Source organism: Pseudomonas sp. KB_12 (assembly GCF_052114545.1).
GTDB classification, from domain to species: domain Bacteria; phylum Pseudomonadota; class Gammaproteobacteria; order Pseudomonadales; family Pseudomonadaceae; genus Aquipseudomonas; species Aquipseudomonas brassicacearum.
Genome location: NZ_JBFREY010000052.1, coordinates 1 through 21,118, shown reverse-complemented (window position 1 = coordinate 21,118; position 21,118 = coordinate 1). Strand labels below are relative to the sequence as shown.

20 protein-coding genes are annotated in these 21,118 nt (G+C 62.0%); 8 read left to right on the top strand and 12 right to left on the bottom strand.

Going from position 1 to position 21,118, the window contains the following annotated elements:
- Positions 1-26: 26 nt before the first annotated feature.
- The 3 genes from AB4Z20_RS26410 (at position 27) to AB4Z20_RS26400 (ending at position 3,327) form a co-directional block, all read left to right on the top strand.
- Positions 27-956: a LysR family transcriptional regulator gene (locus tag AB4Z20_RS26410; RefSeq protein WP_442090999.1), complete on the top strand. Its 930-nt coding sequence runs from the start codon at positions 27-29 to the stop codon at positions 954-956.
- A gap of 141 nt (positions 957-1,097) precedes the next feature.
- Positions 1,098-1,832, top strand: a complete 735-nt coding sequence (locus tag AB4Z20_RS26405; RefSeq protein ID WP_018603237.1) for an ArsR/SmtB family transcription factor — start codon at positions 1,098-1,100, stop codon at positions 1,830-1,832.
- A gap of 112 nt (positions 1,833-1,944) precedes the next feature.
- Complete coding sequence (locus AB4Z20_RS26400; protein ID WP_258690300.1) at positions 1,945-3,327, top strand: MFS transporter; 1,383 nt, start codon at positions 1,945-1,947, stop codon at positions 3,325-3,327.
- A gap of 117 nt (positions 3,328-3,444) precedes the next feature.
- On the opposite strand, the gene AB4Z20_RS26395 is transcribed toward AB4Z20_RS26400, so the two are convergent.
- From AB4Z20_RS26395 to AB4Z20_RS26385, 3 genes are all read right to left on the bottom strand, one after another.
- The gene (locus AB4Z20_RS26395; protein ID WP_003197486.1) at positions 3,445-4,398 is read right to left on the bottom strand and encodes an adenosine deaminase; all 954 of its coding nucleotides are present in this window, start codon (positions 4,396-4,398) and stop codon (positions 3,445-3,447) included.
- Between the two features lie 83 nt (positions 4,399-4,481).
- Positions 4,482-5,447 carry a 2-oxoglutarate and iron-dependent oxygenase domain-containing protein gene (locus AB4Z20_RS26390; RefSeq protein ID WP_442090996.1) on the bottom strand — a complete coding sequence of 322 codons (966 nt, stop codon included), beginning with the start codon at positions 5,445-5,447 and terminating at the stop codon, positions 4,482-4,484.
- Between the two features lie 152 nt (positions 5,448-5,599).
- On the bottom strand, positions 5,600-6,682 hold the full coding sequence (locus AB4Z20_RS26385; RefSeq protein ID WP_253471408.1) for a BMP family ABC transporter substrate-binding protein: 1,083 nt from the start codon (positions 6,680-6,682) through the stop codon (positions 5,600-5,602).
- A gap of 291 nt (positions 6,683-6,973) precedes the next feature.
- Between AB4Z20_RS26385 and AB4Z20_RS26380 the strand changes: the two genes are divergently transcribed.
- Positions 6,974-8,065 carry a calcium:proton antiporter gene (locus AB4Z20_RS26380; RefSeq protein ID WP_253471410.1) on the top strand — a complete coding sequence of 364 codons (1,092 nt, stop codon included), beginning with the start codon at positions 6,974-6,976 and terminating at the stop codon, positions 8,063-8,065.
- 98 nt (positions 8,066-8,163) lie between these two features.
- Here the strand turns inward: AB4Z20_RS26380 and AB4Z20_RS26375 are convergent, their stop codons facing one another.
- From AB4Z20_RS26375 to AB4Z20_RS26365, 3 genes are all read right to left on the bottom strand, one after another.
- The gene (locus AB4Z20_RS26375) at positions 8,164-9,522 is read right to left on the bottom strand and encodes an 8-oxoguanine deaminase (RefSeq protein ID WP_442090993.1); all 1,359 of its coding nucleotides are present in this window, start codon (positions 9,520-9,522) and stop codon (positions 8,164-8,166) included.
- 247 nt (positions 9,523-9,769) lie between these two features.
- On the bottom strand, positions 9,770-10,456 hold the full coding sequence (locus AB4Z20_RS26370; protein WP_258690303.1) for an SDR family oxidoreductase: 687 nt from the start codon (positions 10,454-10,456) through the stop codon (positions 9,770-9,772).
- 25 nt (positions 10,457-10,481) lie between these two features.
- Positions 10,482-10,832: a MerR family transcriptional regulator gene (locus tag AB4Z20_RS26365; RefSeq protein ID WP_018605117.1), complete on the bottom strand. Its 351-nt coding sequence runs from the start codon at positions 10,830-10,832 to the stop codon at positions 10,482-10,484.
- An 81-nt stretch (positions 10,833-10,913) separates the two neighbouring features.
- Here AB4Z20_RS26365 and AB4Z20_RS26360 point away from each other — a divergent pair, with 81 nt between their 5' ends.
- The gene (locus AB4Z20_RS26360) at positions 10,914-11,342 is read left to right on the top strand and encodes a hypothetical protein (RefSeq protein ID WP_253471416.1); all 429 of its coding nucleotides are present in this window, start codon (positions 10,914-10,916) and stop codon (positions 11,340-11,342) included.
- 62 nt (positions 11,343-11,404) lie between these two features.
- On the opposite strand, the gene AB4Z20_RS26355 is transcribed toward AB4Z20_RS26360, so the two are convergent.
- From AB4Z20_RS26355 to AB4Z20_RS26345, 3 genes are read right to left on the bottom strand one after another with little or no spacing between them, the layout of a single operon-like run.
- Positions 11,405-12,331 carry an ABC transporter permease gene (locus AB4Z20_RS26355; RefSeq protein WP_013692177.1) on the bottom strand — a complete coding sequence of 309 codons (927 nt, stop codon included), beginning with the start codon at positions 12,329-12,331 and terminating at the stop codon, positions 11,405-11,407.
- The gene (locus AB4Z20_RS26350; RefSeq protein ID WP_442090989.1) at positions 12,331-13,437 is read right to left on the bottom strand and encodes an ABC transporter permease; all 1,107 of its coding nucleotides are present in this window, start codon (positions 13,435-13,437) and stop codon (positions 12,331-12,333) included. The genes AB4Z20_RS26355 and AB4Z20_RS26350 overlap by 1 nt, the downstream gene beginning before the upstream one ends.
- Before the next feature lie 11 nt (positions 13,438-13,448).
- A complete protein-coding gene (locus AB4Z20_RS26345) occupies positions 13,449-15,002 on the bottom strand; it encodes an ABC transporter ATP-binding protein (RefSeq protein ID WP_442090987.1) in 1,554 nt (517 codons plus the stop codon).
- A gap of 31 nt (positions 15,003-15,033) precedes the next feature.
- On the opposite strand from AB4Z20_RS26345, the gene AB4Z20_RS26340 reads away from it, so the two are divergent.
- On the top strand, positions 15,034-15,204 hold the full coding sequence (locus AB4Z20_RS26340) for a hypothetical protein (RefSeq protein WP_442090985.1): 171 nt from the start codon (positions 15,034-15,036) through the stop codon (positions 15,202-15,204).
- A 330-nt stretch (positions 15,205-15,534) separates the two neighbouring features.
- Here the strand turns inward: AB4Z20_RS26340 and AB4Z20_RS26335 are convergent, their stop codons facing one another.
- From AB4Z20_RS26335 to AB4Z20_RS26325, 3 genes are all read right to left on the bottom strand, one after another.
- Positions 15,535-16,116 (bottom strand): IMPACT family protein, encoded by a 582-nt coding sequence (locus tag AB4Z20_RS26335; protein ID WP_442090983.1) that lies wholly within the window; start codon positions 16,114-16,116, stop codon positions 15,535-15,537.
- Between the two features lie 7 nt (positions 16,117-16,123).
- Positions 16,124-16,774 (bottom strand): TetR/AcrR family transcriptional regulator, encoded by a 651-nt coding sequence (locus AB4Z20_RS26330; protein ID WP_018605108.1) that lies wholly within the window; start codon positions 16,772-16,774, stop codon positions 16,124-16,126.
- A 142-nt stretch (positions 16,775-16,916) separates the two neighbouring features.
- Positions 16,917-17,837 (bottom strand): LysR family transcriptional regulator, encoded by a 921-nt coding sequence (locus tag AB4Z20_RS26325; protein ID WP_057451680.1) that lies wholly within the window; start codon positions 17,835-17,837, stop codon positions 16,917-16,919.
- Positions 17,838-17,959: 122 nt separating this feature from the next.
- On the opposite strand from AB4Z20_RS26325, the gene AB4Z20_RS26320 reads away from it, so the two are divergent.
- Complete coding sequence (locus AB4Z20_RS26320) at positions 17,960-19,309, top strand: aspartate aminotransferase family protein (protein WP_442090981.1); 1,350 nt, start codon at positions 17,960-17,962, stop codon at positions 19,307-19,309.
- Between the two features lie 72 nt (positions 19,310-19,381).
- Positions 19,382-20,875: a CoA-acylating methylmalonate-semialdehyde dehydrogenase gene (locus AB4Z20_RS26315; RefSeq protein ID WP_003197520.1), complete on the top strand. Its 1,494-nt coding sequence runs from the start codon at positions 19,382-19,384 to the stop codon at positions 20,873-20,875.
- Positions 20,876-21,118 lie beyond the last annotated feature (243 nt).

Below are 21,118 nucleotides of genomic sequence, written 5' to 3'. Positions count from 1 at the left end.
AATAATTTTTTGATAATGGAGTCGTCATGCTTCGCTTCGATGACTTGCAGTTGTTTGTCCGGGCGGCGGACCTGGGCAGTCTTTCGGCTGCGGCCAGGGTCATGGACCTGTCGGCGGCGGTGGCCAGTGCCGCGTTGAAACGGATCGAGCAGCACCTCGGCGCGCGGCTGTTGGCCCGTTCCACCCGTAGCCTGCGCCTGACGGCCGAAGGCGAGGGCTTTCTCGAATATGCCCGGGCCGCATTGAGCAGCCTTGACGAAGGCCGGCGGTTATTGACCAGCGGCCAGGACCAGGTCAGTGGGGTGTTGCAGTTGTCCGCACCGTCGGACCTGGGACGCAACCTGCTGCTGCCCTGGCTGGACGCGTTCCAGCGCGAGCACCCCGGGCTGACGGTGCGGCTGTTGCTGGGCGATCGCATGGCCGATCTGTTCACGCAGCCGGTGGACATCGCCTTGCGTTATGGCGAGCCGGAAGATTCGAGCCTGGTCGCCCTGCCCATTGCCGCGGATAACCGCCGGGTGTTGTGCGCATCGCCGGACTATCTGGCTCGCCAGGGTGAACCCCATCAGTTGGAGCAACTGGCCCAGCACAACTGCCTGTTGTACATGCTTGGCAGCCGGGTCCATGACCGATGGGGTTTTCATGACGGCAAACGGGAAGTGAGCCTCACCGTCAGTGGCGACCGTTTCAGTGACGACGCCGATGTGGTGCGGCGCTGGGCGGTAGCGGGTGCCGGGATTGCCTATAAATCGTGGCTGGATGTGTCCACCGACGTGCTGGCCGGGCGCTTGAAAATCCTCTTGCCGCACCTGCAATGCGAACGCGCGCCCCTCAATCTGCTGTGTGCCCATCGGGCGCAATTGAGCAAGCCCATCAACCTTTTGCGGGACATGCTCCAGGCCCGCTGCGGTGAGTTGACGGCGCGTTTTCCGCTCTCGATGGGGGGCAGTCATTAGTCGCGGGCAAATAGAGAATTTTCCCTCAGGAACAATCGCCTCCATAGGTTTCCGGAGGACAGGAAAGCTCGAGCGCCCCGCTTATACTAGCGGCCGCCTGCGCCAGAGCAGTAGACGAATGATTCAACAGGGAGTGAATACATGGAACATGCACCTTGCATCAGCCAGATCGCCACGCTGCTGGCTGACCCCAAGCGCAGCGCAATGATGTGGGCCTTGATGGACGGCACGGCCCGCCAGGCCGAGGAGTTGGCGTTGCTCGCCGGGTTGTCGCCGTCCTCGGCCAACGCGCATCTGGGACGCCTGTCCGCCGGAGGCCTGTTGAAAGTCGAAGCCCGGGGCCGCAAGCGGTTTTTCCGCCTGGCAGCGCCTGAAATCGGCGCGGCCGTCGAAGCGCTGGCCAGCGCGACGCTGGTCAGTACGCCGCGGCAGATTCCAGACGTCTTCAAGCGCCGGGTCATGCCGACCAAGGCGCCGTCGGCCCCTGCTTCGTTGATGCGCGCCAGGCTTTGCGACGATCACCTGGGAGGAACCCTGGCGGCCGACCTCTACCAGCGCCTGCTGGATGCTGGGTGGATCGAGCAGTTCGAGCAGCGGGTGATCGTCACCCACAAGGGCGCCAATCAACTGGCCGGACGTGGCCTGTTCATCCAGGCCCTGGCCCATCGCAACACCCACATCGCCTGTGCCTGCCCCGACTGGAGCGAGCGTCGTCCACACCTGGGGGGCGCGCTGGGGGCGGCCCTGCTGCAACTGTTCATGCAGTCGGGTTGGCTGAGCTTGCCCAACGATTCGCGAGCCTTGCAGGTGACGACGCTCGGCCAGCAGGAAATCCACCGGTTCGCCCGGCAGGACACGGTGGAGATGGCAATCTAGGGAACGCTCCTGATGCGTCGCTCAGGGCTGTCGGCAGGTCGTATTCAGCAATAGCCACCTGCGAGGTTCGCGCACACTCGGTCCGGGGAATTATCGGATTGGGGGAGGCAGCATGGACACTCACGGCTACAGCGCGGCGGAACGATTGGAACGGTTACCCATCAGCGGTTACCACCGGGTCATCTTCATCATCATCGCCCTGGCGTTTTTCTTTGACTCCATGGACCTGGCGATGATGACGTTCCTGTTGGGGTCGATCAAAGCCGAGTTCGGCCTGAGCACCGCCCAGGCCGGTTTGCTCGCCAGCTCCAGCTTCTTCGGCATGGTGGTGGGAGCGTCGCTGTCGGGCATGCTGGCCGATCGTTTCGGGCGCAAGCCGGTGTTCCAGTGGAGCATCGTGTTGTGGGGCATTGCCAGTTACTTGTGCTCCACGGCCCAGGACATCGAGACCTTGACGCTGTTTCGCATCCTGCTGGGCATCGGCATGGGCATGGAATTTCCGATTGCCCAGTCGATGCTTTCGGAGCTGATCCCGGCCAAGCGTCGGGGCCGCTACATCGCCTTGATGGATGGCTTCTGGCCGCTGGGTTTCGTGGCGGCGGGGGTGCTGTCGTATTTTCTGCTGCCGGTGGTCGGCTGGCGCGACATCTTTTTGGTGCTGGCGGTGCCGGCGGTGTTTGTCCTGGCGATTCGTTTCTTCATTCCCGAGTCGCCACGCTGGCTGGAGCAAGCCGGTCGGGGTGACGAGGCGGACGCGGTGCTCAAGCGAATCGAAGACAAGGTCCGCGCCTCGCTGGGGCATCAGAACCTGCCGGAGCCGATCCGTTTGCCAAGGGTTGAGAGTACGCCGGGCAATTTCTTTTCGGCCCTGGCGCAGATCTGGTCACCGCAGTATCGCCAGCGCACGATGATGATCTGGAGCGTCTGGTTCTTTGCCCTGCTCGGTTTCTACGGCCTGACCTCCTGGCTCAGTGCGTTGTTGCAGCAGTCGGGGTTTGCGGTGACCCAGTCGGTGTACTACACCGTGCTGATTTCCCTGGGCGGGATTCCCGGCTTCTTGATGGCGGCCTGGCTGGTGGAGCGCTGGGGGCGCAAACCGGTGTGCATCATCACGCTGTTGGGCGGTGGGGCGATGGCGTTTCTGTATGGGCAGAGCGCGGTGTTTGGCGGCAACGTCGGCCTGTTGATCGGCACCGGGTTGCTGATGCAGTTTTTCCTGTTCGGCATGTGGGCGGTGCTCTACACCTACACGCCGGAGCTGTACCCCACCTCGGCCCGGGCCACCGGCTCAGGCTTTGCTTCGGCGGTGGGACGCGTCGGTTCGTTGCTCGGCCCGCTGGTAACCGGGCTGGTATTCCCCATCACCGGCCAGGGTGGCGTGTTTGCCCTGGGCGCGTTGTGCTTCGCCGTGGCGGCGGGGGTGGTCTGGTTGTTCGGGATGGAGACGCGGGGCAAGACGTTGGAGGAGTTGAGCGAAGCGACCGTCGCCGACTAAACACTATCCCTTGTGGGAGCGAGCTTGCTCGCGAAGGCGGTGTGTCAGTCGACATTAATGTTGGCTGATCCAAAGCTATCGCGAGCAAGCTCGCTCCCACAGGGGGTTCGGTGACGCTTAAGGCTTGACCAACCGCGCATCCAGGCTGTTCTGGGCCAGGCGCTTGGCCTGGTCCTGGGTCATGCCCAGGTGGGTATACAGCGCGTGGAAGTTCTCGGTGACGTAGCCGCCGAAGTACGCCGGGTCATCGGAGTTCACCGTCACCTTCACGCCGCGCTCGAGCATGTCGAGGATGTTGTGCTGCGACATGTCGTCGAAGACGCACAGCTTGGTGTTGGACAGCGGGCACACGGTCAGCGGAATCTGCTCGTCGATGATCCGCTGCATCAGTCGCTCATCTTCAATGGCTCGTACGCCATGGTCGATACGCTGGATCTTCAGCAGGTCCAGGGCTTCCCAGATGTACTCGGGCGGGCCTTCTTCACCGGCGTGGGCGACGGTCAGGAAGCCTTCGTTGCGTGCGCGGTCGAATACGCGCTGGAACTTGCTCGGTGGATGGCCCATTTCCGAACTGTCCAGGCCCACGGCCACGAATGCCTCGCGGAACGGCAGCGCCTGGTCGAGGGTCTTCTCGGCTTGTTCTTCGCTCAGGTGGCGCAGGAAACTCAGGATCAGGCCGCTGGTGATGCCCAGTTGCTGCTCGCCGTCCTTGAGGGCGGCGGCGATGCCGTTGAGCACCACTTCAAACGGGATACCACGGTCGGTGTGGGTCTGCGGGTCGAAGAACGGTTCGGTGTGGATCACGTTCTGCGCCTTGCAACGCAACAGGTAGGCCCAGGTCAGGTCATAGAAATCCTGGGAGGTGCGCAGCACATCGGCGCCCTGGTAATACAGGTCGAGGAATTCCTGCAGGTTGTTGAAGGCATAGGCCTTGCGCAGGGTGTCGACGTCGCTCCACGGCAGGGCGATCTTGTTGCGTTCGGCCAGGGCGAACAGCAACTCGGGCTCCAGCGAGCCTTCCAGGTGCAGGTGCAGTTCAGCCTTGGGCAGGGCGTTCAGCCAGTCGTACATGGTCTTTTCTCATCAGCGAATCGATGGCGGGCATTCTACAGACGCTGGCCGCCCTGTCGGGTAAAACCTGACCGGCTGATCCACTACACGGCGAGCGACTCACGCCGGTAAGCATAGGTGTCGGCGAAGCGCGACAGCAGGAATTCGGCGCAGGTAGTCGTTGGGTACTTTGGCGGGTGGGCGTCATCCTGGCAACCGGGCAGGCATTGGATCAGCGTGTCGGGGTGCGGCTCGGCAAAGAACGGCATCGAGTACCTGTCCACCCCCAGCGGGCTGATCACCCGATGCGGCGTGGACAGGTAACGGTCGTTGCTCCAGCGCGCCATCATGTCACCGAGGTTGACCACGAAGGTGCCGTCGATGGGCGGCGCGTCGACCCACTGGCCGTCGACGTTGCGCACTTGCAGGCCGCCGGCGGCGTCCTGGTAGAGCAGGGTGATGCAACCATAATCGGTATGGGCGCCGGCACCTTGCTGCTCGGCGCTACTGGCGGTGTCGCGGGGCGGGTAGTGGATCAGGCGCAGTACGCTGACCGGCTCGTTGAAGCACGTGTCGAAAAAGTCCCGTTCGATACCCAGCGCCAGGGTCATGGCCCGCAGCAGGGTTTGGGCAAGTGCCTGCATGTCGTGGTAATGCTGCTCCATCAAGGTTTCCCAACCGCCCAGATGCGGATGCCGGTTGGGGCCGCGCAAGGGTTTTTCCGCCAGCACGTCGGGATGATCGGCCGGCAAGTGCAGGCCCATGTCGAAGGTTTCCTTCAGGTCGCTGGGCTTGGTCGGGTCCAGTTGTTCGGTGGCGACGGCGCCATAGCCACGGTGGTGGCGGGTCTGGGTGATGTCGATCTTGAGCTTTTCTTCGACGGGCAGGCCAAAGAAGCGTTGCGCACTGCCCAGTACCTCGGCGATGCGCGCCGGAGTGATGGGATGGCCCTTGATGTAGAAAAAGCCCCATTGGCGGCAGGCGCGGTCGATCTGCTCGGCGACGGTTTGCCAGGCGTCGGGCTCATCGCCGTAGAGTGGGCTGATGTCGATGATGGGAAGGCTGTTCATCCTGCTTTCCTGACTTGAAATAGGCACCCCATATGGGAGCGAGCTTGCTCGCGATAGCGGTGGGTCAGTCAATACAAATATTGAATGTCAGTCCGCTATCGCGAGCAAGCTCGCTCCCACAATGGGTTTTGTGTTGGTTTTTGGGCTGGGGGTTATTTCGGAATCTCAGCCTTCATGCCTTCCACGTAATAATTCATCGACGCCAGTTCCGCGTTGGTGGCGCTCACGCCCGCCGGGATTTTCTCGACGCCGGCCTGGTCCTTGATCGGGCCGGTGAACGGGTGGAAGGCGCCGCTCTCGATGTCGGCGATGATCTGCTCGGCTTCGCTTTTGACCGCTGCCGGCACCAGGTCGCTGATTGGCAGTTTCACCGTGCCTTCCTTCAGGCCGCCCCAGTAGTCCTGGGATTTCCAGCTGTGGTCGAGCACGCTCTGGGTCGCCTGGATGTAATGCGGGCCCCAGTCATTGACGATGGAGGTCAGCACCGCCTTGGGCCCGAAGTGGGCCATGTCCGAAGCGTAGCCCACCGCATAGACGCCGCGTCGCTCGGCAGCCTGGATCGGCGCCGGGCTGTCGGTGTGCTGGAACACTACGTCCACACCCTGGTCGATCAGCGCGTTGGCGGCGTCGGCTTCCTTGCCCGGGTCGAACCAGGAGTTGACCCACACCACTTTGATCTCGCTGCCGGGGTTGTACTTGTTCAGGGCCAGTTGGATGGCGTTGATGTCGCGGATGACTTCCGGGATCGGGAAGGACGCGACATAACCGATCTTCTTGGTCTTGGTCATCTTGGCCGCGAGGAAGCCACCGACGTAGCGGCCCTCGTAGGTGCGAGCCAGGTATGTGCCCAGGTTCTTGTCCTGCTTGTAGCCGGTGGCGTGTTCGAAGGTCACCTTGGGAAACTGCTTGGCGACTTTCAGTGTCGGGTTCATGTAGCCGAAGGAGGTGGTGAAGATCAGGTCGTATTTATCCTTGGCCATGTTGCGGATCACCCGCTCGGCGTCGGCACCCTCCGGCACGTTTTCCACGTAGTTGGTGGTGATCTGCTCGCCGAATTTCGCCGCCAGCTCCTTGCGCCCTTGTTCATGCTGATAGGTCCAGCCATGGTCGCCGATCGGGCCGATGTAGACGAAGCCGACCTTCAGCGGGTCGGCGGCACTGGCATTCAGGCCGGCGCCCAGGCCGAGGGCGGCGACGACGGCGCAAAGCAACTTTTTCAAGGGGCGTTGGTGCATGAACTCGAACTCCATTTTGTTGTGAGGTTGGCTGTGCAGCACCAATGCAAAATGCTGACCAACAAGACAACAAATAGTCGATACCTTGTTGCCGTCATCGCGGGCAAGCCTTGCTTCACAAGTGCGCCGCGATACTTGTGGGAGCAAGGCTTGCCCGCGATGAGGCCCTTGAGAACAATAAAGGTGCACCCTGCCTGCAAGCGCCACCCCCTGGTGCATCACACCGAACGAAACGTTCACCGCCTCCTATAGTCAGTAACTCATGACCCCGCCCACGCTGACAGGCCCGCGATGCTCACTTTGCTCAAGCAAGAAAAACTACTGTTGCTGGCGCTGATCGCCGCGTGTATCGCCTATCCGCTGGAGCACTGGCTGCTGGGCAGCGGGCAAGTGGTGGCGTTGGCCGGCGGCCTGGTCCTGATCGGTTTCATCGTCGCGGCGTCCATGCGCGTGGCCCATCACGCCGAACTGCTGGCGGAAAAGGTCGGTGATCCCTACGGCACCATGATCCTGACGCTGTCGGCGGTACTGGTGGAGGTGGTGATCCTGGCGATCATGATGAGCAACGAGGCTTCGTCGACGTTGGTGCGGGACACGATCTACTCGGCGGTGATGCTCGACATCAACGGCATCCTCGGGCTCGCGGCGCTGATGGGCGGGATCAAGCATGGCGAGCAGGCCTACAACGACGATTCGGCGCGCACCTACAGCGTGATGATTCTCACCGCCATGGGGGTATCGATGGTGGTGCCGGAGTTCATTCCCCGCGAGAGCTGGAAAATGTATTCGGCCTTTACCATCGGCGCGATGATCGTGCTGTACACCTTGTTCCTGCGCATGCAGGTCGGGCCTCACAGTTACTTTTTCAGCTACAGCTATCCGGAAAAACGCCGCAAGAAAGAACCGGTGGAAAACGAACCGCAACCCATCAGCCTGACGCTTTCCATCGGCGCGCTGGTGTTTGGCGTGGTGGTGATCGGCGCCCTGGCCGAAGTCATGTCCAAGGCCCTCGACCTGGGGTTGGAAGGCTCGGGTGCACCGCCGGTGGTCACGGCGATCCTGGTGGCCGCTATCTCCGCCGCACCGGAAATCCTCACCGCCCTGCGCGCGGCTCTCGCCAATCGCATGCAGTCGGTGGTGAATATCGCGCTGGGCGCTTCGCTGTCCACCGTGATCCTGACCGTGCCGGTGATGGAGGCCATGGCCCTCTACACCGGCCAGCCGTTTCAGATGGCAATGACCCCGGTGCAGACGGTGATGATCTTCATCACCCTGATTGTCAGCGCGATCAACCTCAACGATGGCGAGACCAATGCCATCGAAGGCATGACCCATTTTGTGTTGTTTGCGACGTTCATCATGTTGTCCCTGCTGGGCCTCTAGAAGAGCATCGCGGGCAAGCCTTGCTCCCACAGATCAATGAAAGTCTGTGGGACTCATGGACATCTGTGGGAGCAAGGCTTGCCCGCGATGGCGTCCGGTCAGGTGCCGGCGATCAGTTCCCGCGCCGCCTGGCTGTGATCGGCAATCAAGCCCTTCAAGTCCAATCCCTCGACCTGCCCGTCGATGACCCGCCATTGCCCACCGATCATCACCCGATCCGCCCGATCCGCACCGCATAGCAGCAGTGCGGAAATCGGATCGTGGCTGCCGGAGAAGCGCAGTTCGTCAAGCTTGAACAGCGCCAGGTCGGCCTGCTTGCCCACCGCCAATTCACCGATATCGCTGCGCCCGAGCAGTTGCGCCGAGCCCCGGGTCGCCCAGCCCAGCACGCGTTCCGGCGTGATCGCTTGCGCACCGTAGCGCAGGCGCTGGATGTACAGCGCCTGGCGGGTTTCAAGGATCATGTTCGAGGCATCGTTGGACGCCGAACCGTCTACCCCCAGGCCCACGGGAGCGCCGGCGGCGGTCAGGTCCAGGGTCGGGCAAATGCCCGAGGCCAGGCGCATGTTCGAACTCGGGCAGTGACAGATGCCGGTGCCGACGGCGCCGAGACGGGCGATTTCATCCGGGTTGAAATGAATGCCGTGGGCCAGCCAGGTACGCGGGCCAAGCCAGCCGACGCTGTCCAGGTAGTCCACGGTGCGCAGGCCGAAGCGTTGCAGGCAAAACGCTTCTTCATCGAGGGTTTCGGCCAGGTGCGTATGCAGGCGTACGTCGAGTTTTTCCGCCAGTTCGGCGCTGGCGCTCATGATCTGCGGCGTGACCGAAAACGGCGAGCAGGGCGCCAGGGCAATCTGGATCTGCGCGCCGTCGCCGCGCTCGTGGTACTGACCGATCAAGCGCTGGCTGTCGTCGAGAATCACCTGGCCCTGCTGCACGGTCTGCTGCGGCGGCAAGCCACCGTCGGCTTCGCCCAGGCTCATGGAACCGCGGGTCAGCATCGCGCGCATGCCCAGTTCACGAACACTTTGCACTTGCACGTCGATGGCATTTTCCAGGCCTTCGGGAAACAGGTAATGGTGGTCGGCCGCCGTGGTGCAGCCCGACAGCAGCAACTCGGCCAAGGCCACTTTGCTGGCCAGGGCGAGTTTTTCCGGGGTCAACCGCGCCCACACCGGGTAGAGGGTCGTCAGCCAGGGAAACAACGGCTGGTTCACCACTGGCGCCCAGGCGCGGGTCAGGGTCTGGTAGAAGTGATGGTGGGTGTTGATCAACCCCGGCAGGATCACATGCTCGCGCGCGTCGAAGATGTCGTCACAGGGCTGGGCGGGTTGCTGGCCGGCGCTCAGCAGTTCGACGATCACACCGTCCTGCAGGACGAGGCCGCCACGGGCATCGAGGTCGTTGGCCGTGAAAATGGCGAGGGGATTTTTTAACCAGGTACGGGTCGCAGGCATGGTGGCCGGCTCCTCTGAAAGTGGGTTCAGGTTAGCCAGCTCAGTGATGCCCTGTCTGCTGATCCAGGGTCGCCGTGGGGGGGCGAGGGTCGGAGTTTACTCAGGTTGCCGAAAACATTTCCAGTGCCCACTGAGATCAAAAATGTGGGAGCGAGCTTGCTCGCGATAGCGGTAGGTCAGTCGACATCGATGTTGGATGTGAGGCCGCTATCGCGAGCAAGCTCGCTCCCACAGGGGATTAGCGGAGTTACCAAGGGATTGTTTCGCCCCTGTAGTTGACGAAGTGATGCCCGCCTTTGCCGACGAACGCATTCACTTGGTCGATCAACCCGCGAGTGCTGGTCTCGACATCGATGTCCGCGCCTTCGCCGCCCATGTCAGTCTTCACCCAACCCGGGTGCAGCGACAGCACGGTCAATGCCTGCTCGCCCAGTTGGCTGACAAAGCTATTGGTCATGGAGTTGAGCGCTGCCTTGCTGGCCTTGTACAGCGCCAGTTCCGGCGCATCGGGCATGGTCACGCTGCCCAGCACCGAACTCATGAAGGCGAGTACGCCGCTGCCGTCGCGGATCTGGCCGACAAAGCGTTGGGCCAGGTTGATCGGCGCCACGGCGTTGGTGAAGAACAACTGGCCGACTTCGGCCAGCGTCGCGCCGCCCGGGTTCTGGTTGTCCGGGCCCTTGACGCCGGCATTGACGAACAGCAGGTCGAAGGTCTCGCCCTTGAGCTGTTGGCTCAGGGCGATGACCGCTTGCTGGTCGTCCATGTCGAGTTTTTCGATCCGCACCGGGCCCAGCGTCTTCAAAGCCTCTGCGTTCTGCGGGTTGCGCACGGTGGCGGTCACGTTCCAGCCATCGCTGAGCAACGTCTTCACCAGACCAAGGCCCAGGCCCCGGGAGGCGCCGATGATCAATGCGTTTCTTGCCGAATTCATGAGAGGCATCCTTGAAAGAAAGAGGTCATGGATTTAATGGACAGCGTTGCCCGAGCCGTTGTTTCAGCTCGTGACGCAACGCATCGAGTTCGGTGATGCGGGTTTCGATCAGGTTCAGTTTGTCTTGCAGCAATTGCGTCACCGCGCAGTCCGGATCGGGGGCGTTCCACAGGGCGCCAACGCTGGCGCTGATCTCGCCCAGGGTAAAGCCCAGGCGCTGGGCGGTCTTGATATAGAGCACCAGTTGCACTATGTCGGCGGGATAGTCGCGATAGCCATTGGCGCTACGCGACGCTGCGATCAGGCCCCGCTGCTCGTAGAAGCGCAGCGTGTCTCGACTGACGGCGCAGGCCTGGGCTAATTCACCGATGCGCATTGTGGAACTCCAGAGGACTTGACCTTGGAGCATACCCCAGGCTTTAGCCTCTTCGCTCCCCAATTATCTGGAGCAAAGTGTATGTGGACTTCGATGCAATACCGCCGGGTGGTGCTTGGCAGCGCCTGGTACGACCTGATCGTGTCGGCCGCGCTGGTCACGCCGTGGAGCTTTGCGGCGCTGCATGGTGTGTTGATGAGCCTGACTCAGCTATTCGACCTGCCTGGAGAACTACCGCCGTTTGCGCCGGCGCATGTGCTGATGGTGAATCTGCTCGGCTCGATTGTCTGCGTGTGGGCGGTGCTGCGGATTAGGGATCCGCAGCCGCTGTACGGGCGTTATGACGCGACGGGGCGGTTTCTGTTTGCAGCCTGGATGCTGTATGCACTGCTTCATGGGGCCAGCGCGGTGTTGTGGGTTTTCCTGGTTTTCGAGGTGGTGTGGGGTTTGGTTCAGGTGTTGCCTGTTCGGGACTCATCGCGAGCAAGCTCGCTCCCACAGGGGGCCTGAGTCGGAACTGCCGGCCGTGTGTGGGAGCGAGCTTGCTCGCGATAGGCACGCCACGGTCTATCTCAATGCCCCGCCTGCCAAGGCTGCCCCAGGGACACCGGCGCATACAGCCGGGTGCGCACGGCGTCCCGGGATAACAGCACCAGCACCACAATGGTCGCGGCATACGGCAGCATCGCCAGTAGACTCGATGGAATCGCCAGGCCCAGCCCCTGGGCCACCAGGTGCAGGATGCTGGCGAGGCCGAACAGGTAGGCGCCCAGCAGCAGGCGCCACACCCGCCAACTGGCGAACACCACCAGCGCCAGGGCGATCCAGCCGCGCCCGGCGCTCATGTTCTCGGCCCACATCGGCGTGTAGGCCAGCGACAGATAGGCGCCGGCCAACCCGGCCATGGCGCCGCCAAACAAGACCGCCAGGGTTCGCACCCGCAGCACCGGCAGGCCCATGGCACTGGCGGCATCGGGGTTTTCCCCGACGGCCTGGATGATCAACCCGACGCGACTTTTCACAATCATCCACGCCACCAGGGCAAACAGCGCGAAGGACAGGTAAACCAGCAGATCCTGGGCAAACAGCATCCGCCCGATCAGTGGAATGTCACTCAAGTAAGGAATCGCCAGCGGCTCGAACCCGGCCAACGGCTTGCCGACCCAGGCCGCGCCGACAAAGCTCGACAGGCCCACGCCGAAAATCGTCAGCGCCAGCCCGGTGGCGACCTGATTGGCGTTGAACACCAGCGCCACCAGCGCGAACAACGCCGACAACAGCATGCCGGCAGCCATCGCCAGCAGCACGCCGAGCCAGAGGTTGCCGCTGTTGAACGCGACGATAAAACCGATCACCGCGCCGAACAGCATCATGCCTTCCTGGCCCAGGTTGAGGACGCCGCTTTTTTCGCAGACCAATTCACCCAAGGCTACCAGCAGCAATGGCGTACCGCAGCGGACCATGGCGTAGAAAATATTGCTCAACAGGTCGATATCCATCACAGCGCTCCTGCCTGTACGGCGGTGGTTCGGGGGCGCCGGGCCCAGCGCAGGTTGAGGCGTGGCCGGTACAGAATCAGCACGTCGCAGGCCAACAGGAAAAACAGCATCATCCCCTGGAACAGTTGGGTGATTGCCTGGGGCAGGTTCAACGACATCTGCGCGCTCTCGCCGCCGATGTACAGCAATGCCATCAACAGGCTGGAAAACAGAATGCCGATGGGATTGAGGCGACCCAGGAACGCCACGGTAATTGCTGCATAGCCGTAGCCCGGCGACACCTGCGGCACCAGCTGACCGATCGGCCCGGTCACTTCGCAGACGCCGGCCAGCCCGGCCAGTGCCCCGCTGATCAACAACGCCAGCCACACCAACGGCTTCTGGCGAAAACCGGCGAACCCGGCGGCGCGGGCATCGAGGCCCAGCACCTTGATCTGAAAGCCGACGAAGCTTTTCTGCAGCAACACCCACACCGCCACCAGCGCCAGCAGGGCGAAATACAGCCCTGCATGGACCCGCCCATCTTCCAGCAGCAACGGCAGGCGACTGGCCTCGCCGAACATCGCCGACTCCGGGAAGTTGAAACCCGCCGGGTCTTTCAACGGCCCGTGAACGCAAAACAGCAGCAGGTTCAGGGCGATGTAATTGAGCATGATGCTGGTCAGGATCTCGTTGGCGTTGAAGCGCGTGCGCAGCCACGCCGTGAGCCCGGCCCAGGCGGCACCGGCCAGGGTGCCGGTCAGCAGGATCAGCACCAGTGCCCAGCGGCTTTGCATGTCGATGATGTTCACTGCCAAGGCACTGCCGGCCAGGGCGCCCAGCAGCAGTTGGCCTTCAGCGCCGATGTTCCAGATTCGCGCCTGATAGGCCACTGCCAGGCCGAGGGCACACAGCAGGATCGGCAAGGTCTTGACCAGCCATTCGGACACGCCGTACAGGTCGCTGATCGGGGCGATCAACAAGGTGTACAGCGTTTGCAGCGGGTCATGCCCGAGGGCGATGAACAGCAGTGAGCCGCAGCCCAGGGTCAGCACGGCGGCCAAGAGCGGCGAGCACCAGAGCATCAGGCGCGATTGCTGGCCGCGAGGTTCGAGAGAAAGCAGCATGTAGAACTCCGTTAAACCGGCGCGCGGGCAGGGGATTGAGGGGCGTCGAACTGGCCGGCCATCCAGCCGCCGACGTCACTGAGCCGGGTCTCGACGGTGGGTCTCAAGGCCGACAGACGCCCGCCGCACAAGGCGCCGAGGCGGTCGCTGATCTGGAACAGTTCGTCCAGGTCTTCGGAGATCACCAGAATCGCCGCGCCTGCATCGCGCAGGGCAATCAGGGCGCGATGGATGGTCGCGGCCGCGCCGATGTCCACGCCCCAGGTCGGGTGAGCGGCCACCAGCAGCTTCGGCTGTTGCAGGATTTCCCGGCCGAGAATGAATTTCTGCAGGTTGCCTCCCGAGAGGCTGCGCGCCGGGGTTTTGGTGTCTGGTGTCTTCACGCCAAAGCGACGGATGATCTCCTCGGCCAGGTGTTCGACCTTGCTGCGGCGAATCAGTCCGTGGCTGACCAGGCCCTGTTGGAAAGCGCTGAGCAAGGCGTTATCCGCCAGGCTCAACTGCGGCACGGCGCCATGGCCCAGGCGCTCGGCGGGGACAAAGGCCAGCCCGAGCCGGCGACGGGCGTCGGGGCGTAGATGAGCCACGGGTTGCCCGTCGAATCGGATCGTTTCGCCTTGCTGGCGGGCAAGCGGCGTTTCTCCGCTGAGCAACGCCAGCCATTCATCCTGACCGTTGCCCGCCACCCCGGCGATGCCGACGATTTCGCCGCTGCAGACCTCAAGGTCAATGTCCCGCAACGAGCAGCCGAACGGGTCCGGGTTGTGCCAGGACAGCTTGTTGATCTGCAGGAAGGCTTTGTCTGCGCTGACCTTGGGATAATCCGTGATCAGCCCGGCCGCTTCGCCGACCATCAGTTGCGCCAACTCCCGGTCCGAGCAGTGCGCCGGCGTGCAATGCCCCGACACCCGCCCGCCGCGCAGCACCGTGGCGCTGTGGCACAACGCTCGCACTTCCCCAAGCTTGTGGCTGATAAACAGGATGCTGCAGCCCTCGCTCGCCAGGCGGCGCAGGGTCACGAACAATTCTTCGGCTTCCACGGGCGTGAGCACCGAAGTCGGTTCGTCGAGAATCAGCAGGCGAATGTCCTGCATCAGGCAGCGAATGATCTCCACCCGCTGCCGCTCGCCAATCGACAAGCTGTGGACCAGCCGCTGCGGCTCCAGCGCCATGCCGTAGCGCCTGGAAACCTCGCGGATCCGGGGTTCCAGCTGCGCCGGCGTACCGGCTGCCGCGCCCATAGCCAGGGCAATGTTTTGCGCAACGGTGAGGGTTTCGAACAGCGAGAAATGCTGGAACACCATGCCGATTCCCAGGCTGCGGGCCTGGGCCGGGTTGCGCAGGTTGACGCGCTGGCCTTGCCAGATCACCTCGCCCGAATCGGCAGGGGTGACGCCGTAGATAATCTTCATCAGGGTACTTTTACCCGCACCGTTTTCCCCGAGCAGGGCGTGGATCTCCCCGGGTTGGATGCTCAGGTCGATGGCGTCGTTGGCCAGGCAACCGGGGTAGTGTTTGCTGATGTTGCGCAATTGCAGGCGCGCGATGGAATCGGGGTTGGACATGACAGGCTCGGGCCGATGGACAGGAATGCCTGTGGATAAAGCAATTTCCTGGCCATCAGGTCAGGAAATTGCCTCGACCCGCGTCGCCAAGGCTCTCTGCATGTCGCCTGGGCATCTGCCGCAGGAAAATTCTGCACCGGCTTGGAGCGCAGGAGTTTTGCGCAGGCATCGGTTTGCCCTGAAATGGGTGGTTAAAAATTGAGCAAGCGGCTGCGAGCCATGCCCTTCTTGGGGTGGCAGGAGCCATGAACGGGTTATCCACAGGTTGCTCCACAGTTATTGTGTGCAAGCCGGAAACTCGGGCATAAGCACTGCGGGGCTTTCTTCTAAAGGTGATAAACCGCCGCAAGCGTTTGTTTTATGGATGGATTTGTCGGTTCGGCGAGACTTTGGCTGAAAAATGAGCAACTCTCTGAAACCCGCATGACAGAAGGGTTACAGAGGGATGTGCTCAGGTTATCCACAGTCGGGTACACAGTGGATGTGGGCAAGTTGAACGATTGCGGGGCGCCCTGAAAGGTCGCAGGTTGTCTCAACGTGCCAGCAGGATCCGGCCACGGCTCAGGTCGGCGAGGTGCGTTTGCAATGTTTCGATCTGCGCTTCGCCCACGGCCAGTTGAAGGTCGACGCCATTGGCCGTAAAGCGTTCTTCATTGACCAACCCGCCGCATTCGGCGACGCGCAGTTTCACCAGGGCCAGTTCGGCGAATCCACAGGAACAGCGCAACGCCACGCGACTGATCAATTCGATTTTCTCGGCGTTTTGCAGGCATTTGTTCGCGCCGCCGCCATAAGCCCGGGCCAGCCCGCCCGTGCCCAGTTGAATCCCGCCGTACCAACGGATCACCAGCACCGCGACCTGGTCGCAGGCTTGTGCTTCGATCGCGGCCAGGATCGGCCGCCCGGCGGTGCCTCCCGGCTCGCCATCGTCGTTGCTGCGGTATTGGTCGCCGAGTTTCCAGGCCCAGCAATTGTGCGAGGCATTCAGGTCGCTGTGCTGGTCGATAAAGGCATGGGCGTCGGCGGGGCTGGTGATGGGCGCGGCGAACGTGATGAAGCGGCTTTTGCGAATTTCTTCGCGGTATTCGCAAAAGCCGGCAAGGGTAAAGGGCATGGCGATCTTAGAGGGCAGGTGTCAGGCCGCAGCCCTTGAGAATGATGCGGATCAGGTTGTCGCCAGCCTCGACCATGTCCTGCTTGGTCAACTTGCTGCGCCCGGTCACGCGACAGATCTGGGTGGCGAAGTCGGCGTAATGCTGGGTACTGCCCCACAACAGGAAAATCAGGTGAACCGGGTCGATCGGGTCCATCTTGCCGGCATCGATCCAGGCCTGGAATACGGCCGCCCGGCCATTGAACCAGGCGCGATAATCCTGGTTGAAATACTCGCTCAGGCATTCGCCACCACTGATCACTTCCATGGCAAACAACCGCGACGCCTGGGGTTGGCGACGAGAGAACTCCATCTTGGCGCGGATATAGCGGGTCAAGGCTTCGGCCGGATCATCCTCGGCCGTGAGGGTATTGAAGGTGCTGTCCCACAATTCGATGATGTTGCTCAGCACCGCCACGTACAAGCCGAGCTTGTTGGTGAAGTAGTAATGCAGGTTCGCCTTGGGCAGCCCGGCCTTGAGGGCGATGGCATTCATGCTGGTGCCTTTGAACCCGTGACGGGCGAATTCATCTTCGGCAGCCTTGAGGATCGTCTCTTCATTCTTTTGACGAATGCGACTGGTGGGTTTGCCACCGTGGGCAGGGACTTCAAAGGTCATGGGCGTTTCCGGGCTGGGTCTGTGGGCAAGCAAATGCGTTGATAGCGCACCGGCATCAATCCGACAAGTGCCATCACACTAAAAGCCCGACTAAACACCTGTGGGAGCGAGCAAGCTCGCTCCCACAGGTGGGCAAAGGGGATCAGCGGGTAGCGGCGAGGCTTTCGAGAAAACTCTCCAGCACCAGGTGAGGCCGACGCCCCTTGCGCGTGACCGACGCCAGGCTCAGGTCATAGAACCGTGCGGAGGGCTTCAGGGCGCGCAGCCGACCTTGCTGGACCCAGAGGCTGGCGTAGTGATCGGGCAGGTAACCGATGTAGCGTCCGGTGAGGATCAGGAACGCCATGCCTTCGCGGTCCGATGCGCTCGCGGTGCAATTGAGCGCCTGGTAATGGGCCTGTATTTCGGCTGGCAGGCGGAAGGTCGGCGCGATGGCGTCCTGGCTGTTGAGGCGAGCGTCCTCGAGTTGCTGGTCATCGACATAAAACAGCGGATGCCCGACCGCGCAGTACAGCAGCGATCGTTCGCTATACAGCGGTTGATATTCCAGCCCGGACAGGGCACTGGCCTGGGGAACTACGCCAACATGCAAGCGCCCGTCGAGCACGCCTTGCTCGACTTCGTTGGGGGCGATCATGCGAATCTGGATCTGCACGTCGGGCCCGCGTTCTTTCAATTGCGCCAAGGCGTGGGTGATGCGCATGTGGGGCAGGGTGACCAGGTTGTCGGTCAGGCCGATGGTCAACTCACCGCGCAAATGCTGGTGCAGACCGTTGACCTCGGTGCGAAAGCTTTCCAGTGCGCTCAATAGCTGCAACGCCGATTGATAAACCTCGCGACCTTCCTCGGTCAGGGAAAAGCCCGCGCGCCCACGCTGGCACAGACGCAGGCCGAGACGTTGCTCGAGATCGCTCATCTGCTGGCTGATGGCCGAGCGGCCGATGCCAAGCACGGTTTCAGCGGCGGAAAATCCACCACATTCCACTACGCTGCGGAAGATGCGCAGCAGGCGAATATCAAAGTCGCTGACCTGGGCCAGTGGATCGGGGCGACGAACGCTCATAGTTTAGTGATCCACCGACTGAAGGTTACAAAAGTTGGATTTCACCGACTTTATCGCCGTGGCAACTTAGCTGCAAGAACGCTTTCGATTCCCTGTCGCTTATGACCTGCGAGGTTTTGTCGATGAACATGCCCGAACACGCTGCCGGTTCCCTGGCCAGCCAGCTCAAGCTGGATGCCCACTGGATGCCTTACACCGCCAACCGCAATTTCCAGCGCGATCCGCGCCTGATCGTCGCTGCCGAAGGCAGTTGGCTGGTGGATGACAAGGGGCGCAAGGTGTACGACTCGCTGTCGGGCCTGTGGACATGCGGTGCCGGGCACACCCGCAAGGAAATCCAGGAAGCGGTCGCCAAGCAACTGGGCACCCTCGATTATTCGCCGGGGTTCCAATACGGTCATCCGCTGTCGTTCCAACTGGCGGAAAAAATCACCAGCCTGACCCCGGGCAATCTCAATCATGTGTTCTTTACCGACTCCGGCTCCGAGTGCGCCGATACCGCGGTGAAGATGGTCCGCGCCTACTGGCGTCTCAAGGGCCAGGCGACCAAGACCAAGATGATTGGTCGTGCCCGTGGCTATCACGGCGTGAACATCGCCGGCACCAGCCTCGGCGGTGTCAACGGCAACCGCAAACTGTTCGGCCAGGCCATGATGGACGTCGACCACTTGCCTCACACCTTGCTGGCCAGCAATGCCTATTCCCGTGGCATGCCAAAAGAGGGTGGCATCGCCTTGGCCGATGAGTTGCTGAAGCTGATCGAACTGCACGATGCGTCCAACATCGCTGCGGTGTTCGTCGAACCGATGGCGGGTTCGGCCGGCGTGCTGGTGCCGCCTGAGGGTTACCTCAAGCGCCTGCGGGAAATCTGCGACCAACACAGCATTCTCCTGGTGTTCGACGAAGTGATCACCGGTTTCGGCCGCACCGGTTCGATGTTCGGTGCCGACAGCTTCGGCGTGACCCCGGACCTGATGTGCATCGCCAAGCAAGTCACCAATGGTGCGATTCCCATGGGGGCGGTGATTGCCAGCTCCGAGATCTACCAGACGTTCATGAACCAGCCGACACCCGAGTACGCGGTGGAATTTCCCCACGGCTACACCTACTCGGCCCACCCGGTGGCCTGCGCGGCTGGCCTGGCGGCGCTGGACCTGCTGCAGAAGGAAAACCTGGTACAGAGCGTGGCCGAGATCGCCCCGCATTTCGAGAATGCATTGCACAGCTTGAAGGGCGCGAAGAACGTCATCGACATTCGCAACTATGGCCTGGCCGGCGCGATCCAGATCGCCGGGCGCGACGGCGATGCCATCGTGCGTCCGTTCGAGGCCGGCATGGCGTTGTGGAAAGCCGGGTTCTATGTGCGCTTCGGCGGCGACACCCTGCAGTTCGGGCCAACGTTCAACAGCAAGCCGCAGGATCTGGATCGCCTGTTCGATGCGGTCGGTGAAGTGCTGAACAAGCTCGACTGATACGTCCTTCTATATAGCTTTCGATAACGGGCGTCCGGTCACGGGCGCCTGTGGATAATTCTGGAGTCCCCCATGAGCCTCATCCCGCATTTGATCAATGGCGAACTGCTGAGCGACAGCGCTCGCACCGCCGATGTGTTCAACCCGTCCACTGGCCAGGCCATCCATAAAGTACCGTTGGCTGATCGCGCGACCATCCAGCAGGCCATCGACGCGGCGAAGGCGGCTTTCCCGGCCTGGCGCAATACACCGGCGGCCAAGCGCGCGCAGGTGATGTTTCGTTTCAAGCAACTGCTGGAGCAGAACGAGTCGCGCATCGCGCAGTTGATCAGTGAAGAACACGGCAAGACGTTGGAAGACGCGGCCGGTGAGCTCAAGCGTGGCATCGAAAACGTCGAGTTCGCCTGTGCGGCACCAGAAATCCTGAAAGGCGAATACAGCCGTAACGTAGGACCGAACATCGACGCCTGGTCAGACTTCCAGCCTCTGGGCGTGGTGGCGGGCATCACGCCGTTCAACTTTCCGGCGATGGTGCCGCTGTGGATGTATCCGCTGGCGATCGTTTGCGGTAACTGCTTTATTCTCAAGCCGTCCGAGCGTGACCCGAGTTCGACGTTGCTGATCGCCCAGTTGTTGTTGGAAGCCGGTTTGCCCAAGGGCGTATTGAGCGTGGTGCACGGCGACAAGGCTGCGGTGGACGCGCTGATCGAAGCGCCGGAAGTGAAGGCGCTGAGTTTTGTTGGTTCAACGCCGATTGCCGAATACATCTATGCCGAGGGCACCCGGCGCGGCAAACGTGTCCAGGCGCTGGGTGGGGCGAAGAACCATGCGGTGCTGATGCCGGATGCGGACCTGGACAATGCCGTCAGCGCGCTGATGGGCGCGGCGTACGGTTCGTGCGGTGAACGCTGCATGGCGATTTCGGTGGCGGTGTGTGTCGGCGACCAGGTGGCGGATGCGCTGGTGGCCAAGCTGGTACCGCAGATCAAGGCGCTGAAGATTGGTGCAGGTACATCCTGTGGGCTGGACATGGGGCCGTTGGTGACGGGGCAGCATCGGGACAAGGTCAGCGGCTATATAGAAGACGGTGTGGCGGCGGGTGCTTCGCTGGTGGTCGACGGCCGTGGCTTGAGTGTGACGGGGCATGAGGAAGGTTTCTTCCTGGGTGGCTGCCTGTTTGATCGCGTGACCCCTGAGATGCGCATCTATAAGGAAGAGATCTTCGGGCCGGTACTGTGCATCGTCAGGGTCAATAGCCTGGAAGAGGCGATGCAATTGATCAACGATCACGAGTATGGCAACGGTACCTGCATCTTCACTCGCGATGGCGAGGCTGCGCGGTTGTTCTGCGATGAGATCGAAGTCGGCATGGTGGGCGTCAACGTTCCATTGCCGGTGCCGGTTGCCTATCACAGCTTTGGCGGCTGGAAGCGCTCGCTGTTCGGTGACTTGCACGCCTACGGCCCGGACGGCGTGCGTTTCTATACCCGTCGCAAAGCTATTACCCAGCGTTGGCCGCAGCGTGCCAGCCATGAGGCTTCGCAGTTTGCGTTCCCCAGCTTGTAACCGGTAAGTGAAGAGGCCGGCGCCCTTGGGCGCCGGCCTGTGTGTTTGCGGTGCTTTTTGACTGATGTGACAGAATTGTGAAAAAAGGTGTTGACGGCAGATTCTGGAAGTCTATAATTCGCCCCACTTCCGGCGCAGTCGAAACGGAAAACTCCTTGAGATTCAATGAGTTAAGTAAGTTTCGAAGGTGTTGGGCTTCAGTTCATCGAGGCCCGGAAGGAGCAGGTAGAGCGGTGAGCGGTG

Excerpts from the sequence above, each read along its gene's own strand:
- AB4Z20_RS26355 (WP_013692177.1), bottom strand. The coding sequence starts at position 12,331 with ATGGATATCGACCTGTTGAGCAATATTTTCTACGCCATGGTCCGCTGC.
- AB4Z20_RS26320 (WP_442090981.1), top strand. The coding sequence starts at position 17,960 with ATGAACATGCCCGAACACGCTGCCGGTTCCCTGGCCAGCCAGCTCAAG.
- AB4Z20_RS26385 (WP_253471408.1), bottom strand. The coding sequence starts at position 6,682 with ATGCACCAACGCCCCTTGAAAAAGTTGCTTTGCGCCGTCGTCGCCGCC.
- AB4Z20_RS26370 (WP_258690303.1), bottom strand. The coding sequence starts at position 10,456 with ATGAATTCGGCAAGAAACGCATTGATCATCGGCGCCTCCCGGGGCCTG.
- AB4Z20_RS26330 (WP_018605108.1), bottom strand. The coding sequence starts at position 16,774 with ATGACCTTTGAAGTCCCTGCCCACGGTGGCAAACCCACCAGTCGCATT.
- AB4Z20_RS26360 (WP_253471416.1), top strand. The coding sequence starts at position 10,914 with ATGTGGACTTCGATGCAATACCGCCGGGTGGTGCTTGGCAGCGCCTGG.
- AB4Z20_RS26400 (WP_258690300.1), top strand. The coding sequence starts at position 1,945 with ATGGACACTCACGGCTACAGCGCGGCGGAACGATTGGAACGGTTACCC.
- AB4Z20_RS26375 (WP_442090993.1), bottom strand. The coding sequence starts at position 9,522 with ATGCCTGCGACCCGTACCTGGTTAAAAAATCCCCTCGCCATTTTCACG.
- AB4Z20_RS26410 (WP_442090999.1), top strand. The coding sequence starts at position 27 with ATGCTTCGCTTCGATGACTTGCAGTTGTTTGTCCGGGCGGCGGACCTG.
- AB4Z20_RS26380 (WP_253471410.1), top strand. The coding sequence starts at position 6,974 with ATGCTCACTTTGCTCAAGCAAGAAAAACTACTGTTGCTGGCGCTGATC.
- AB4Z20_RS26395 (WP_003197486.1), bottom strand. The coding sequence starts at position 4,398 with ATGTACGACTGGCTGAACGCCCTGCCCAAGGCTGAACTGCACCTGCAC.
- AB4Z20_RS26365 (WP_018605117.1), bottom strand. The coding sequence starts at position 10,832 with ATGCGCATCGGTGAATTAGCCCAGGCCTGCGCCGTCAGTCGAGACACG.
- AB4Z20_RS26345 (WP_442090987.1), bottom strand. The coding sequence starts at position 15,002 with ATGTCCAACCCCGATTCCATCGCGCGCCTGCAATTGCGCAACATCAGC.
- AB4Z20_RS26335 (WP_442090983.1), bottom strand. The coding sequence starts at position 16,116 with ATGCCCTTTACCCTTGCCGGCTTTTGCGAATACCGCGAAGAAATTCGC.
- AB4Z20_RS26350 (WP_442090989.1), bottom strand. The coding sequence starts at position 13,437 with ATGCTGCTTTCTCTCGAACCTCGCGGCCAGCAATCGCGCCTGATGCTC.
- AB4Z20_RS26405 (WP_018603237.1), top strand. The coding sequence starts at position 1,098 with ATGGAACATGCACCTTGCATCAGCCAGATCGCCACGCTGCTGGCTGAC.
- AB4Z20_RS26390 (WP_442090996.1), bottom strand. The coding sequence starts at position 5,447 with ATGAACAGCCTTCCCATCATCGACATCAGCCCACTCTACGGCGATGAG.
- AB4Z20_RS26325 (WP_057451680.1), bottom strand. The coding sequence starts at position 17,837 with ATGAGCGTTCGTCGCCCCGATCCACTGGCCCAGGTCAGCGACTTTGAT.
- AB4Z20_RS26315 (WP_003197520.1), top strand. The coding sequence starts at position 19,382 with ATGAGCCTCATCCCGCATTTGATCAATGGCGAACTGCTGAGCGACAGC.